The 15,243-nt window shown below is 44.9% G+C and carries 10 protein-coding genes; all 10 read right to left on the bottom strand.

Going from position 1 to position 15,243, the window contains the following annotated elements; translation table 11 throughout:
- Positions 1 to 20: 20 nt before the first annotated feature.
- The 10 genes from PLE34_RS07235 to metH all read right to left on the bottom strand — a co-directional run bounded on the left by PLE34_RS07235 (position 21) and on the right by metH (position 15,236).
- Positions 21 to 1,601 carry a sodium:solute symporter family protein gene (locus PLE34_RS07235; protein WP_324555409.1) on the bottom strand — a complete coding sequence of 527 codons (1,581 nt, stop codon included), beginning with the start codon at positions 1,599 to 1,601 and terminating at the stop codon, positions 21 to 23.
- Between the two features lie 4 nt (positions 1,602 to 1,605).
- Positions 1,606 to 2,817, bottom strand: coding sequence for a four-carbon acid sugar kinase family protein (locus tag PLE34_RS07240; protein ID WP_324555410.1), 1,212 nt, complete (start codon positions 2,815 to 2,817; stop codon positions 1,606 to 1,608).
- Positions 2,818 to 3,858, bottom strand: a complete 1,041-nt coding sequence (gene pdxA / locus PLE34_RS07245; protein WP_324555412.1) for a 4-hydroxythreonine-4-phosphate dehydrogenase PdxA — start codon at positions 3,856 to 3,858, stop codon at positions 2,818 to 2,820. It lies immediately after the preceding gene.
- Positions 3,859 to 3,864: 6 nt separating this feature from the next.
- Positions 3,865 to 4,779, bottom strand: a complete 915-nt coding sequence (locus PLE34_RS07250; protein WP_324555414.1) for a dihydrodipicolinate synthase family protein — start codon at positions 4,777 to 4,779, stop codon at positions 3,865 to 3,867.
- 8 nt (positions 4,780 to 4,787) lie between these two features.
- Entirely contained in the window at positions 4,788 to 5,939 is a 1,152-nt protein-coding gene (locus PLE34_RS07255) for an iron-containing alcohol dehydrogenase (RefSeq protein WP_324555416.1), read from the bottom strand.
- Between the two features lie 201 nt (positions 5,940 to 6,140).
- Complete coding sequence (locus tag PLE34_RS07260; protein WP_324555418.1) at positions 6,141 to 7,118, bottom strand: DUF6807 family protein; 978 nt, start codon at positions 7,116 to 7,118, stop codon at positions 6,141 to 6,143.
- Between the two features lie 57 nt (positions 7,119 to 7,175).
- The gene (locus PLE34_RS07265) at positions 7,176 to 8,504 is read right to left on the bottom strand and encodes a Gfo/Idh/MocA family oxidoreductase (protein WP_324555420.1); all 1,329 of its coding nucleotides are present in this window, start codon (positions 8,502 to 8,504) and stop codon (positions 7,176 to 7,178) included.
- 361 nt (positions 8,505 to 8,865) lie between these two features.
- Positions 8,866 to 9,909 (bottom strand): DUF6807 domain-containing protein, encoded by a 1,044-nt coding sequence (locus PLE34_RS07270; protein WP_324555422.1) that lies wholly within the window; start codon positions 9,907 to 9,909, stop codon positions 8,866 to 8,868.
- Positions 9,910 to 10,032: 123 nt separating this feature from the next.
- Positions 10,033 to 12,126, bottom strand: coding sequence for an outer membrane protein assembly factor BamB family protein (locus tag PLE34_RS07275; protein WP_324555424.1), 2,094 nt, complete (start codon positions 12,124 to 12,126; stop codon positions 10,033 to 10,035).
- A gap of 434 nt (positions 12,127 to 12,560) precedes the next feature.
- The gene (metH, locus tag PLE34_RS07280; RefSeq protein WP_324555426.1) at positions 12,561 to 15,236 is read right to left on the bottom strand and encodes a methionine synthase; all 2,676 of its coding nucleotides are present in this window, start codon (positions 15,234 to 15,236) and stop codon (positions 12,561 to 12,563) included.
- Positions 15,237 to 15,243 lie beyond the last annotated feature (7 nt).

Genomic DNA, 15,243 nt, shown 5'->3' on the forward strand with positions numbered 1-15,243 from the left:
GAGGTGCTTCATTCTTAATTTTACAGTTCTTTTATTTTAAGTTTACCTTGTCTTTTGGCATCTCCCCAGCCGGCGAATATCAGATTTTTGTCAACTTCTTTTTTTGGAAAAAAATAACTGGCAACACTGCCTACTCCCAGAATGATCAAATGTGTATATACGCCCAGCATGAGTTTGTGATGCGTAAAATTAAGATCGCCCATATCTACAATAATCTGCTCGCCGGTTCCCGATCCGATTGTAGTTGAAGTTAAAATTGCATATCCGGTGAATAATACGCAAACCAGTATCGCCACGTTCAGCCCTCCTTTGTTGGCCCATGGAACGAAGAATCCCAGAAGGAATATACCAGCAATACCGCCCGAAAAGATGGCATAAAGAACAAATACAATTCCCAGCACACCTTCATTACCTGCCAAAAGATATAAGGAACTCATAAACACGGACAATAAGCCACATAATACTACTAATGTTTTGCTGGTGCTAAAATAGTGCTTATCCGTTCTGTTGGGTCGCCACCGCTTGTAATAGTCTTCCAATCCTACTGCAACCAAAGAATTCAGGGCAGCAACGGTTGACGCAATCGCAGAGGCAAGTAATGCAGAGATAACCAGCCCTACAATCCCGAGAGGAAATTTACTCATAATAAAATGGGGGAAAACCCCGTCGGGTCTCATATTCTCAGGCAGCTCTCCCGGATTCTTATGATAATAGACAAATAAGACCGTTCCGATAAACATAAATATGATCCATACCGGCACAGTGAGCAATGCACCCATTAAGGTAGCCTTAATGGCAGACCGGTTTGAGCCGGCCGACAGGTATCTTTGCACTATAGTTTGATCAGTAGCATATTTCTGAATGGCATAAAAAATACCATTAATAGCCATTACAATAAAGGTTAAACGGGTAAAGTCAATATCATACGGACCGAATCCCACCCTGTCATTCGCTTTGGCAACGCTCCAAATCTCAGGTAGTCCGCCCTGTATACTGAATATCAGCATTACGAGGCATACCAATCCACCTACTATTAACAGGAGCCCCTGGATAACATCTAACCAGATAACCCCCTCCATTCCTCCTAAAAGCGTAATAATAATAATGGTACTGCCAATGATCCAAAGCACTAAAAAAGTAGATATCCCCATCATTGAAGATACAGCCAGCGCCAACAGAAACAGTGTAGTTGCCATGCCGGAGAAACTGTTAAGAACGAAACCAAATGAGCCATAAAACCTGGCGAAATACCCAAACCGCTTCTCAAAGTATTCATATACGCTTAACCCGATTACCTTCCTGTATAAAGGAACAATAAACCAGATCGTTGTGAACAATACCAACGGAACCATAAGACCCTGTAGCAAAAGAATCCAATTGGAGGAATACCCCGCTCCCGGGTAAGCTAAAAAAGTTATGCTGCTTACCAGGGTTGCTAAAATAGAAATTCCGATAGCCCAGGAAGGAAATTTTCCGCTGGCCTTAAAAAAACTGCTGGTTGAATGCTGTCTCTTATAAAAGTAAACGCCTACCGCAATGGAAAAGAGCACTGAAACAATAATGATAATATAATCAATAAGATGTATAGCGTTATGCTCCATATATTTATTTTCTAAGGTTTGAATTCCAGATTGATTCCGGCCACCGGTAACTACCCGGTTTGAATGTAATATGTAATGCCGCATTCCCGGGTACGCTTGTTCTTATCACTCCATCTGCAAGTTCCTGCTGAGGATAAAGCTTTTCCAAATGCATCTCATTTAATATGGAAGAAGCAGTTGATCCACCCTCCAGCATCAATTCCTGAACAGGTAGCCGCTTCATCACTTTTCCCACCACTTTAGCTATATGCTTACTTATGTTCCGGCCCAGTTCATTCGCAGGATAATTAGCCTCCGGATCGGCAGCAACGATAACATGATTATGCGTAGCGAACAGTGAAATAATATCCGACGCCCATTGATCCTGCAGACCGGACAGGAGCGCTCCATCCGCATGTAATAATGCTGATGGCATGAGGCTCACAGGCGCCCCGTCTGCCAATACTTTTGCCACCATTTGCTTGCTTTTTGAAAAGGAGCTCCCGCAAACTAAAAGCATGTTTCCACCGGAATACGCTATTGATTTTTCAAAAGCCCCTTCCCGATGGGGATATTGCAGATGTTCCAATAAAGCCAGGAAGAAACTTGAGGCGCCTGCTATTAAGGTATGATCATCCACCCTTTTGGCCCACAGCCGTAAGTCATCTGAGCTCAGCGCTTCACCTATTATAATCCCTTTAGCCGGAAACGGAACATCTGTTTTTGCCACTATAATATTTAAGCGCTCTAAATCAGCACTATTGTTATATCTCAAAATATCTATTACATCAGAAGAACGCATCGTGTCTGAATTTGACATTACAAATTCGGGATCATTCCTAAAGCCCGTTTCATGCAATCTCACATCCTTTAAATAGTACATACCGTCCTTTATGACCCTTCCCAAATGCGGGTTAGCGGGGACGGCGAGGGCTCTTTGCTTTCCCATAATCTTCATTTGAGCCAATAATTCCGCTATAATATGTCCCCTTAATACCGAATCTATTTTTTTATAAATCAGTTCCGGTTTTAATTTCATCAACTGGCAAGTAATAAGGTAAATATCATTGATAGCCTCTTCCGCAGACTTTGACCGGGTATCCGTAACAATGATCAGTAAATCGGTATCAGGTTCAATGCTAACCCGGGTTACTATTTCAACTTTCATCTGAAAACGAATACCTATTCCTCCGATTTCCGCGGCGCCTGTAAAATCATCAGCAATTACAGCTATCATTTATTGCTCTTTTTTATTTGAGGCCAATTTTATTGCATAGTCTATGGCCAATAACATGGCATCCGGACTGGCCAGATCCTTCCCTACAATGTCAAAGGCAGTACCATGATCCACGGAAGTCCGGATAATTGGAAGTCCGAGGGTAATGTTGACCCCCTTAACACTTTCCATTTTTTGGGAGTCATTATTCCATTTAAAACCTGCCAGCTTAAAGGGTATATGCCCCTGATCGTGATACATGGCAATACAGCCATCGTAATAACCGGTTACAGCCTTTGTAAACATCGTATCGGGCGCAACGGGGCCTTCCACCCGAAATCCAAGCTTAACAGCCGCTTCGATAGCCGGAATGATTTCTTTTTCTTCTTCATCACCAAAAAGTCCGGCATCGCCGGCATGCGGATTAAGACCGGCTACGCCAATTTTTCCATTGCGGATACCCATTTGATTCAGACCAGCATCCAAAAGCTTTATTACGTCTAATATTCGCTGCTTTTTTACCAGGTCACAAGCCTTCCGCAGGGATACATGAGTTGAGATGTGGGCCACCCTGAAATCTCCATCCACAAGTAACATAGCGTATTGCCTGACGCCCGTATAATGTGCATAAATTTCGGTATGACCCGAGAAATGATGCCCAGCCTCATTGATCGCTTTTTTGTGGATAGGGCCGGTCACTGTGGCATCAATCTTATTATCAAGCGCAAGCTGAATGGCTGTGGTAACCGCTTCGAAGGCAGCATGGCCTGCCATGGCAGACACTTCCCCAGGCTTCAGCTTAGTTGCGTCTACGTTGTTAAGATCATATACATCTATGGTACCGGGTTGAAAACAGGCGTCCCTTACATCGTGAACCGGGTTTACCTGCAGCGCCAAATTCAAATCTTCGATGCACGACCGGATCACTTTGGCATCTCCTATTACCAGGGGGTTACACTGATCAAAAACGGCAGTGCTGTTCAGCGATTTAACTGCAATCTCAGGACCTACTCCGGCCGGGTCGCCCATGGTAATTCCTATAGCAGGCTTATTGTTTTTCATAGTTCGTTAATCCAATGCTGCTTTTAAATTATAATAATAGGTGAGAAACGCTGTCTGTAACTTTTCTTCCTCCTCCGCACTGAGGCGATTAAGCGGCGGTAATACAAAAGTTTCACACAAGCCAATGGACTTCATCATCACTTTCAGGGCCGACAGCGAATCCGGCAACAACCTGCCCTGCTGGTAAAGCTGTCCTACATAGTCTGATACCACCTGCATGTTTTTTGCCTCCTGGTCATCGCCACGCATTATTGCACAATACAGTTTGATGTATACCGATGGAATCAGGTTCGCCGAACTGGGGACCAGTCCATCAGACCCCCATTTTAAGCCGTCAAATGATTTGGCGGCCCAGCCGGTAAAATGGCTAAAGTCTGCTCTATCCTTCCAGCGTTCGGCCGATTCCTTCAACCGCTGCTCATCTTTTTCGGAATCTTTAATCCCCACAATGTTGGGATGCTGACTGAGCCGTTCTGCAATATCTATGGGAAGGCTCATATGGGTAGTAGCAGGAATATTATAAAGCATTACAGGCTGCGGGCTTTGATCTGCCAGGGTTTCAAACCATGTATACATACCGGAAGGAGAAAGCGTATAATGAGGAGGCAAATGCGCCACCATTACATGTACACCTTCATCTGCATATCGCTTCGCTCTTTCAATCATAGTCTGATGGCATACATCGGAAACTGAGGCATACAACGTTACGCCGCTGCGCTTAAATCCGGCAAGTATTGCGATCACCTCCTGTCTTTCCCGCTCTGTTATAGACAGCCCTTCGCCCGTGGTACCCATAACAAAAGGATGACAGTTGTATGTCAAAATCCCTTCAATCATTTTCTCAAAATGAGGCCGGTCTATTTTTCCCTTTTCATTAAAGGGCGTGACTAAGGGTACCAAAATACCATTGTACTGTTTCATGTTTTACATTAATAGGCAGATTGATAAATTTTTACAGCGTCAGAATACTGAAGTTCCCGCACGTTATTTTTCAATAACCGGGTTACTTTCATAGCATCTTCGGCCATACCCGCTATACTCTCCACAGGTATATCTAACTCAGAAAGCTTCAAAGGCATATTACAGTCCTTCATCATTTTAATTATCTGCTGAATACCCTCTTTCGCCAGGAACTCCGGGCCGCTATTCGAAGAACAACCCATTGCCGTAGCAATAGCGGCATATCGTTCAGGGGCGGCGGGGAGGTTAAATTCAAGAACATGGGGGAGCAGTAAAGCATTGGAAAGACCATGCGCTATATGAAAATGGCTTCCCAACGGGTAAGCAAGGGCATGCACCGCGGCGGTATTGACCGGTCCCAGACAAATGCCGCCAAAAAGACTCCCCAAAGACACGGCCGCGCGGGCTTCAGGATCGTTTCCATTCTGATAGCATTTTACAAGGTTCGCGCTGATCAAACGAATACCTTCCAGCGCATATACATCAATCAGCGGATGAGCAAAGCGATTGGCATAAGCCTCTATACAGTGTGTAAGCGCGTCAATACCAGTTGCAGCCGTCATCGCCGCAGGTAACGAAACCGTAAGCAGGGGGTCTGCATATACCATATCCGGCACCAGGAACGGACTGATAATGCCCTTTTTCTGATTATCGCTTTCATCAAGCAGGATGGCATTGGGCGATACCTCACTTCCCGTTCCCGAGGTCGTTGGCGAACAAATCAATAATATTTCACGTTCTTTGAGTTTGTTGATACCCATGATATCAGCCAGAGACCGGGTATTTTTTACCTGTGCCGCCACCAGCTTGGCTACATCCATAACGCTGCCACCGCCAATTCCAAGTACACATTCCGGTTGAATACGCCTCGCTGTATCTAATAGCTTTTCAAAGTCATTACAGGTAGGCTCTTTACGGATAGAAACATCTACGGTTACTTCAATCCCTCCCTTTTCCAGCCCGGTTATCAGCTCCTGAAGCTGGGGAAGCACTGCCGGCAGGGTAACAATCAGTACCCGTTTTAACTGAAAGGACTGAAGATCATTGGGCAGATTTTGCAAGCATCCGCTGCCGAAATTCAATTTCCGGGGTTGATATATTTGTAATAAATCTTTAATCATAAATCATGCATTATTATTCGTTAATAAAGATGAGCAGGCAATCATGCTTCACCTGCGCATGTTGTAAATAATTGCTATTCTATTATAATAAAGCAAAATGCTTACCCGGGTGAACCCGGTAAAAAGGGCAAAGCAGTAGCTAATACCCCGGTAGTATTGTACCACAGGTAGTACAATATGATACATATTGCTGTTAGGGACCTATTCCTTCAGAACTTTCAGGTAGTCCTGATATGCATCATTGATATCAGCCTGTTCACCCTTAGGAGTGCAATAAACCAGTACTCCAAATCCAATAGAAAATTTGTCGCCCTTCTTTACAGTGATGGCGCTTTTTTCTCCTTGATTCATCGCTTCCCTGCCAAAAGGGTTAGCGGCTATATAACCATAGTTACGGGAGTGAAACCAGGCAGGACGGAAATTGGCAGGGTCCTGCATAATGGCCATTCCTACATAATGATCATCAATTTCACCACTGTAATCAATCCATTTAGACGCTTTTCCCCAGGTACCATCCTCGTCCTTCTGCCCTTCAGCATTGGTAATGTGTCCATCCCCGTATTGAACGGTGATCCGGGTGTTCACCCGAATGCCCAGTCCCATTTCTTCCTGATCTCCAAAAGTGAAATCACCTTTTTCAGAAGAGTAGGTACTGGCCGAAGTCAACAAATATCCAGACGGTTCCGCTATGATTGAATACCTGACCAATTCTGCAACCATCCGGTCTTTGCCGTCGGCACTCATGTAATAATTGCGCACTGTAAACGTTCCTTTTCCGGCCCCGCCTTTGGGTTGCTCCGTAAACAGCTCATGCTCCACTTTTCCTTTGAGCCGCCAATAATCAACTCCATTCAAATCTGCGTAGCTTAGCCAGATGCCCGGGTGCCAGGAGCTATGATCTTTAGGATCGCCGGCAAGAACAGGGTGATTCCGGGTTGCCTGAACACCGCAGGGTGTCATTACATTTTCGAAATAGGGCCGGGTGGTTACAGAATCCTCATATACGTAGGTAGCGAACGGTTTTTTATCTATCAGGATTAACAATTTACCGGGCTCCTGCTGAAACTCCACTACAGGGAGGTCATCTTTTGTATTTTTATTACCTGAACAGCTCACCAGTATAGCTGCCATAACGAACCCGGCCGTCCAGCTTTTAAAACGATTTAACTCTATCTTCATGTTATACTATTTGAACGTTCTCGTTTTAGATTTAAAGATTGTATTAAATCAGATGTGCTATTTATAAGGTAACTCATACCCCTTCCGATACTCCCTGCGCAGTAATGCCGTTGCCTGTTCCTGATAGCCGGCACAGGTAACTTCCCGCTTTACCGGATCATATTCGATTGACGGAGCGTTCAGCCGGGTTGCAATGTTCATTAAATTGCAAAGGTCTGAGGATACCCTTCCTGCCTTAACCGGGGAAAGCAGCTTAGCAGGATTATTTTCCCGTACGGCAGTAAGAAAATTCGGAACAATACTTTCAACAGGTTCCGGCGATTCAATTTTGATCTGTTCTTTTCCTTTTGTAACGATAACGCCACTGCGCCCGAAATCCATTTTACCGTCAGTTCCATATGCTACATTTCCGTTATCGTGCCCTTCCAGATTATAAGGGGTCCACAGTCGCATCTCGTAAATAATCTGGCTGTCGTCATATTGCAAGATCGCAGTCTGCGTATCCGGTGTTTCGTGGTCGTCATTATAAAAATATTGTCCTCCTGAAACGATCATTCTTTTGGGATACCGATTTCCCAAAGCCCAAACTGCAATATCAATCTGGTGAACACCGTCATTTACGGTGTCACCACCGCCATAATCCCAGAACCAATGCCAGTTGTAGTGCCAGCGATTTTTGGTAAACGGCACTACCGGTGATGGGCCAAGCCACATATCATAGTTAACGCCCCGGGGGGGCTGCTCAACGGCAGCGCGTCCAATAGGATTACGAAGCTGATGATTGATCGCCTTAACGGTATGAACCTTTCCAATGATGCCGCTATTTAATTGCTTCATCGCTTCAATATGATCTCCTTCGCTTCTGCGCTGCGTTCCATGCTGTACACATTTATTGTACTGTGCAGCGGCTTTTATTAAAAGCTCGGCTTCTTCCACCGTATGGCTGCAGGGCTTTTCTATATATACATGTTTTCCGGCCATGAGCGCCCATAACGCCATTGGCGTATGCCATTGATCGGGTGTTGCAATGCTTACTGAGTCAATAGACTTGTCTTCAAGCAGCTTGCGAAAGTCTGAATACCGCTTCACCTGTCTCTCGTTAGGCAGCTCCCTGGCAGCCATCTCAAGACGCTGGGGGTCCACGTCACAAATAGCCACCACTTTACAACCTTTTGCTTTGGCAAAACTTTTACAATGAAAGTCCACACCCTGCTTACCCGTGCCAATAACAGCATGATTGATCGTATCGCCGGGAGACGTTCCCGCCCATGCGCCGGACGCAATAAATGGCGCCGCTAATAGCCCTGCACCTGCAACACCGGTTGTTTTAATAAAGTTACGACGGGTTGTTTGCTCATTTTTTAATGCTGTTTTACCCCTATCCATAATTGTTTTGTTTTGATAAATAAAAATTATGTGGTTTCTCGCAGCGTACACAGCGAAGCAGCGTGCGCAACGTATGCTTCTTTGCGCCTGCCGCAGTTTTACGTGCACTGCCTGCATGGCAGGCAGGCGTGAAACAATGCTTCCCTACCCAACCTGATAACATCCAAAACGATCAGAAAGTCTTTATTGCAAGGCTTCTTATACACACCATTCAAATCTAATGAAGATAACCTGAATCATGAAGGAAAGCACAATGAAAGCGTTTACAATGATATGATTTATATACAATAAACAAACCTTAAAGCCATCTTTCGTTTTTTTATTTTACACCTCTTTTGAACTGCCCCTAAGCGAATCCAAATCAATACTTTTTTTCGAAACCCGCTGCATAATTATTTATTTCAGCATCCGTTAAATAATTACCCGAGCTGATAATGATCCGGTATCTGAACGTTAAAGATTTTCCTTTAGACATTGAGTAGTTTAACGACTGCCTGCCTTCGGTAAAATCCTTCACTCCAAGCGGATTGGCGGAAAACAAACCGTAGCCACGCGCATGCCAGTAGGTGGGATAAGTTAGATTTTTGGGATGGTCGCAAATAACCAGTGAAATTTTCTCGGATCCAAGATGGCCGAACAGGTTCATCCACTTTGCGCGCGTACTCCAAACGTCGCTTCCTGTTACGCCTTCACTACTTCTATAATCCCCTGTGGGGTCTCCTTCAACCGGATTGTCCTTTTCTTTTTCAGAAGGTAATTCTAACTGTCTGGCCACACGAACCGCAAACATCCCTTCTTCTGTATCGTTAAATACCACCACACTGGTGTCCGCGGTTAAGATTGTAATCCGGTCAATAATCCGGGTAGATCCGTCGGCAATGAAGTGGTATTCCGTTTTTTCGCTTAAAAGTTTATTTCCGAAAGGCGAAAGCCAGCTTTCCTCTGTTCTCAGGATGCCTTCTTTCTTACCGGAGATAATTTTCTTAATCTTCATATGCTTAATCGCTCCGTTGTGAACTTTCCTCAGCTTCTCAGGAACTGCATGGGAGTTATTCCAGAAATCATAGGTATTTACATCCCCATAATTAAGCCACATACCGATATGATGCGGATGATCACGACGCTCACCTGGTCTTGGGCTTATGGGCCATCCCCGCGTTACAGCCGTTCCCGATGCAGTTAAAACAGGATAGAGCACCTGCTTTACTAAGCTGTCATGATAACAGTAAGATGTAAATAGCCTGCCGTCTATCATAACATCAACCTTCTGGTCGGATTTACGATTAATAATGTTGACTTGCCGGCTGCTACTATTCGCTTTACTATTTCTGCCTTGCGCCGGTAAAAGAGAGGGCAAACAAAATATAGCGGCAAACAAAATGAGGTTGATCAATTTCATGTTCATATTCTTATATGATTTTTTATGACGATGATTCAATTAATGTTACTACATGTTAAACTTAAAAAGTGGGGCCAATACCAGCATTTAAAGCGCTTTGGGGAATCCTCCGCAGCAGAACCCCGCCTGTTAATCCGGAAGGGCAAAGGCAACATAACTATCCCCTTTTTTTGTATCGTTCTTGCCCCCTCCGCCTGCTGCTATCACCACATATTGTTTGCCGTTAACTTCATAGGTACTGGGTGTAGCGTATCCGCCGGCAGGTAATTTTGTTTCCCATAATATGTTGCCTGTATGCTTGTCTATAGCGCGAAATTTTTCATCCTTTGTTGCCCCCACAAATATGACACCACCTGCTGTTACAATGGTACCTCCAAAGTTTTGCGTGCCGGTAGGCGGAATTCCTCTTTTCGTTAGCTCCTCGTATTCACCAAGCGGTATTTGCCAGGATATTTCCCCCAAATTCAGATTGATTGCGCTAAGGGTTCCCCATGGCGGTTTTACCGCCGGATAACCTTCCCGGTCCAGAAATTGTCCATGCCCGGAGTGGGCATAACGAAATGTCTTACCCGGGTTGCCCGGCTGTTTCCCTTCCGCCGCAATGATTTTGCCATTTTGTTCCTGAAACAGGTAACCTACTATCGCATCCGTTTGTTCTTTAGAAAGATTAGGGAAAGCAGGCATCTGGCCTTTTCCATTTTTTATCCGATCCAATACATCCGAAGCAGTCATTTTTTTTCCAATATATAGCAGCGATGGAAAAGGGTCCTGACCTTTCCTGTCAAAACCATGACAAGTAGCACAATTCAGTTGATAAAGGCTGACGCCTAATTTATTGCCTTGGTCTGCTTCTACTTTTTTTAAAGCGGTGATATTCGGTATTTCATTCGCGTTAACATACAGGATGCCTGTTTGAGGATCGAATGAACCGCCATTCCATTCCGCACCACCTCTGAAACCAGGAAATACCAACGATCCCTGTTCACTGGAAGGTGTAAAAATGCCTTCATTTCTTATATGCTTCAAACGCTCAATCACGTAAGCCCTGGCTTCAGCTGACATATCCGGGATATCATCTTCCGTATATTTTTGCCGGACAAACGGGGCTGGTTTCAAAGGGAATGGCTGAGTGGGCCAACTCTCCTCTCCCTCGATATCCGACACCGGTACTTTTCGCTCTTCTACATCAAACAAAGGCTTGCCGGTATCGCGATCAAAAACAAATACATTCCCGGTTTTGGTTATCTGCGCTACAGCATCAATCTTCTTTCCACCATGGCTCACTGCTACAAGCACCGGGGGGGCTGGAAGATCATAATCCAGCAAATCATGATGAACAACCTGGTAGTGCCAGACCCTTTCACCGCTCGCTGCTTTCAGGGCTATTACCGAGTTGGCAAACAAGTTCTGCCCTTTACGACCGCCGCCAAAAAAGTCGGGAGCGCAGGAGCCCGTTCCAAAAAAAACCATTCCGCGTTTTTCATCCAAACTCAAACCCGACCAGGTATTGGCACCTCCTACATTTTTCCAGGCGTCCTTTTCCCATGTGTCGTATCCAAATTCTCCGGGTTGTGGTATGGTGTGGAAAACCCAGGCTTCTTTACCCGTTAGCACATTAAATGCCCTCACATGACCCGGTGCAGCGCCTTCCGCCTCGGTTGTTCGGGAACCCAGGATCAGTAAATCATTAAAAATAATTCCGGGTGAAGTAACCGTAACGAACAGTTCACCTGGATCGCAGTCCAAACCTTCTCTCAGGTCAACAGTTCCCTCCTTACCAAAAGTTGGGATGAGCTGCCCGGTTTGAGCATTTAAGGCATATAAATTATGCCCGGCGGTAAAAAGGATCCGCTTATCTTTTCCGTGTTGCCAGTAAGTTACGCCCCTGTTTACATCATAAGCATGCCCTTCTTTAAAAGGATCGAATTGCCACAGCATCTTACCGTTAGAGGCTTCAAGGGCAATTACTTTTAATGCAGGTGAGGTAACATACATTATTCCATCTACAATAATAGGATTGCATTGAATGGCGGCTCCTGTATCGCCGGTATTGTAAGTCCAGGCAACCTTCAGGTCTCTGACATTATTGATATTGATCTGATCCAGTGGCGAATAACAATTGCTTTCAGCGTTCCCCCTCGATACCTGCCACCCGGTATCCTGTTGCCGGCAGGAGAACAACGATATAATAAGAACAGGAATACGGAATAATCTACATTTCATTTTTATGGTTTGATCCAAAGCAGAATAAGCTGTGCCTGTCAAAAGCGTTTCCACTTTAAATGTGTATGATGCGAATGTAGGAAGGTTACCAGAACCACAGTCTATTCTACTATGAAAGCGTTTACATATTCCTGTTATGAAATGCTTTTTGATTACTGTTAAAATCAAAGCGAACGAAACGTGTTGGAATGGGCTAAATAATATATGATGTGTGGAGCGCTATGCGCTTTGGAGACATAAGTCTCCGGACTTCGCACAACAGCGAGTTTGAATAAGTTGTTCCGGGCTGTACTCTTCTGCTATAAACCCGATATTGAGGACAAACCAACACCCTTGTGTACTACAAAACGATTGAAGCCCTTATGCGCGAGCTATATGATTTTTTACTGTACCCCTCTACGAGTTACCGTGCTGTAAAAATCTTCATAGCCTCATCATTCCAGCACAGGTCTCAGCCACCGTTGCATTTCTTCTTCACCGGAGCCGCTTCGTTTTACATAATCATCAAACTGATCCTGCTGAATTTTGCCCACGCCAAAATACTGGCTTTGCGGGTGACTGAAATACCAGCCGCATACCGATGAAGCGGGGTACATGGCTAATGATTCTGTGAGGTGGATGCCTGTTGCCTCCTCGCCACCCAGCAGGTTGAACAGCTTATATTTTTCTAAGTGATCGGGACAGGCAGGATAACCCGGCGCCGGCCGTATACCCTGGTATTTTTCTTTGATCAGGTCTTCATTAGTTAACGCTTCTTCTTTTACATATCCCCAGAACTCTTTTCTTGTGCGCTGGTGCAAACATTCCGCAAAAGCTTCTACAAGACGGTCGCACAAGGCCTGCAGGGTTATTTTATTATAGTCATCGTGCTCGGCTTCAAACTTTTTAATATGGGGCTCTATTCCCTTTATGGTAACGGAAAAGGCGCCTAAGTAGTCCTGCACACCGGTAGTTTGCGGGGCAATAAAATCCGCCAGGGAGAGGTTGGGTTGCCCGGGGGCCTTTTTGATTTGCTGGCGCAGGGATTCTAATCTTATTGCCAACGCACCGTTCTTTACTTCAATGGTATCCGGCGCAGTGGTATTGGCCTGCCAGAAGCCGACAACGCCATGAGCGGTGACCCACTTTTCGGCAATGATCTGGTCCAGCAGGGCATTTGCATCGTTGTACAGCTTGGTGGCTTCCACGCCTACTTTTTCATCGGTTAATATTTGCGGAAAATTGCCATGCAGCTCCCATGCTATAAAAAATGGTTTCCAGTCTATATACTGCCGAATTTCTTTGAGATCATATTCCTCAAATATTTTGGTGCCGGTAAAAGCCGGCACGGGAGCAGCATAATTTTCCCAATCAACCTTTACTTTATTGGCCTGCGCGGCTTCATAGGAAATATACTGTTTAACCGGCTTCTTATTTTCGAAATCAGTTTTGAGCTTCTGGTATTCGGCATGAATGCCTTTGAGAAAACCTTCTTTTTGCTCATTCAACAATGCGCCCGCCACCGTTACACTCCTGCTGGCATCGAGCACATGTACCACCCCGTGATCATACTGGGGGGCTATTTTAACGGCGGTATGCATACGCGAAGTGGTAGCGCCACCAATCAGTAAAGGCAGGTTCATGCCCCGCCGTTTCATTTCATGCGCCACATGCACCATTTCATCGAGCGATGGCGTTATCAACCCGCTTACGCCCACCATGGCGGCTCCACATTTCACTGCTTCATCTAAAATTTTATCTGTAGGCACCATCACACCCAGGTCTTTTATATTATAGCCATTGCAGCCCAAAACCACACCTACTATATTTTTACCTATATCATGCACATCTCCCTTAACTGTAGCCAGCAAAATAGTTGGCGCATCGGATACTTCAGATTTTGCGGCTTCTATATAAGGGGTAAGAATGGCAACCGATTTTTTCATCACCCTTGCAGATTTTACTACCTGCGGCAAAAACATTTTTCCTGCACCGAATAAATCGCCCACCACGTTCATCCCATCCATCAACGGACCTTCAATAACATCTAAAGGACGGGGATACTTCAGGCGTGCTTCTTCGGTATCAATATCAATAAAATCGGTTATGCCATTTACCAGCGAATGTGTAAGCCGTTCCTCAACAGAACTATTGCGCCACGCGTTATCTTTAACCACTTCTTTTCCCTTTGCCTTTACCGTTTCGGCAAAAGCGATCAGCTTTTCAGTTGCTTCATTGTTATCATTGTTCCTGTTCAATATCACATCTTCGCATAACTGACGCAAATGAGGATCTATTTCATCGTACACTACCAACTGGCCGGCATTTACAATGCCCATATCCATACCGGCTTTAATGGCATGATATAAAAAAACGGAATGCATGGCTTCCCGTACATGGTCATTGCCACGAAAAGAAAAGGATACATTGCTTACGCCCCCGCTTATCCTGGTGAGGGGCATCAGGCGTTTTATTTCTTTTATAGCCTCAATAAAATCAACCGCATAGTTATTGTGCTCTTCAATGCCGGTGGCGATGGCAAAAATATTAGGATCGAAAATGATGTCCTGCGGATCATATCCTACTTTTTGTGTAAGAATTTTATACGCTTTATGACTTATCTCTATTTTTCTTTCTTTGGTATCGGCCTGCCCCTGTTCATCAAAGGCCATTACAATAACGGCAGCGCCAAACATCTTGCATATTTCCGCCTGGTGGATAAACTTCTCTTCTCCTTCCTTCATAGAGATGGAGTTAACGATACACTTGCCCTGTACACATTTTAAACCCGCCTCAATGATCTCAAATTTGGAAGAGTCAATCATGATGGGGATCCTGGCGATATCCGGTTCGCTTTGCAGCAGGTTAAGGAAGGTAGTCATAGCCGTTACACCTTCCAGCATGGCGTCATCCATGTTTACGTCTAATACCTGTGCGCCGTTTTCTACCTGCTGCCGGGCAACGCTTAACGCTTCTTCATACTTACCATCCCGCACCAAACGGGCGAATTTTTTTGAGCCGGTAACATTGGTACGCTCACCCACATTAACAAAATTGGTTTCAGGACGAACCACTAATGGTTCGAGACCCGATAAACGGAGGTATGGTTTTATAACTACAGGTTCAGACATAATTGTT

This window comes from Agriterribacter sp. (assembly GCF_035445465.1).
In the GTDB taxonomy this organism is placed as follows: Bacteria; Bacteroidota; Bacteroidia; order Chitinophagales; family Chitinophagaceae; genus Agriterribacter.

Excerpts from the sequence above, each read along its gene's own strand:
- PLE34_RS07235 (WP_324555409.1), bottom strand. The coding sequence starts at position 1,601 with ATGGAGCATAACGCTATACATCTTATTGATTATATTATCATTATTGTT.
- PLE34_RS07240 (WP_324555410.1), bottom strand. The coding sequence starts at position 2,817 with ATGATAGCTGTAATTGCTGATGATTTTACAGGCGCCGCGGAAATCGGA.
- pdxA (WP_324555412.1), bottom strand. The coding sequence starts at position 3,858 with ATGAAAAACAATAAGCCTGCTATAGGAATTACCATGGGCGACCCGGCC.
- PLE34_RS07250 (WP_324555414.1), bottom strand. The coding sequence starts at position 4,779 with ATGAAACAGTACAATGGTATTTTGGTACCCTTAGTCACGCCCTTTAAT.
- PLE34_RS07255 (WP_324555416.1), bottom strand. The coding sequence starts at position 5,939 with ATGATTAAAGATTTATTACAAATATATCAACCCCGGAAATTGAATTTC.
- PLE34_RS07260 (WP_324555418.1), bottom strand. The coding sequence starts at position 7,118 with ATGAAGATAGAGTTAAATCGTTTTAAAAGCTGGACGGCCGGGTTCGTT.
- PLE34_RS07265 (WP_324555420.1), bottom strand. The coding sequence starts at position 8,504 with ATGGATAGGGGTAAAACAGCATTAAAAAATGAGCAAACAACCCGTCGT.
- PLE34_RS07270 (WP_324555422.1), bottom strand. The coding sequence starts at position 9,909 with ATGAACATGAAATTGATCAACCTCATTTTGTTTGCCGCTATATTTTGT.
- PLE34_RS07275 (WP_324555424.1), bottom strand. The coding sequence starts at position 12,126 with ATGAAATGTAGATTATTCCGTATTCCTGTTCTTATTATATCGTTGTTC.
- metH (WP_324555426.1), bottom strand. The coding sequence starts at position 15,236 with ATGTCTGAACCTGTAGTTATAAAACCATACCTCCGTTTATCGGGTCTC.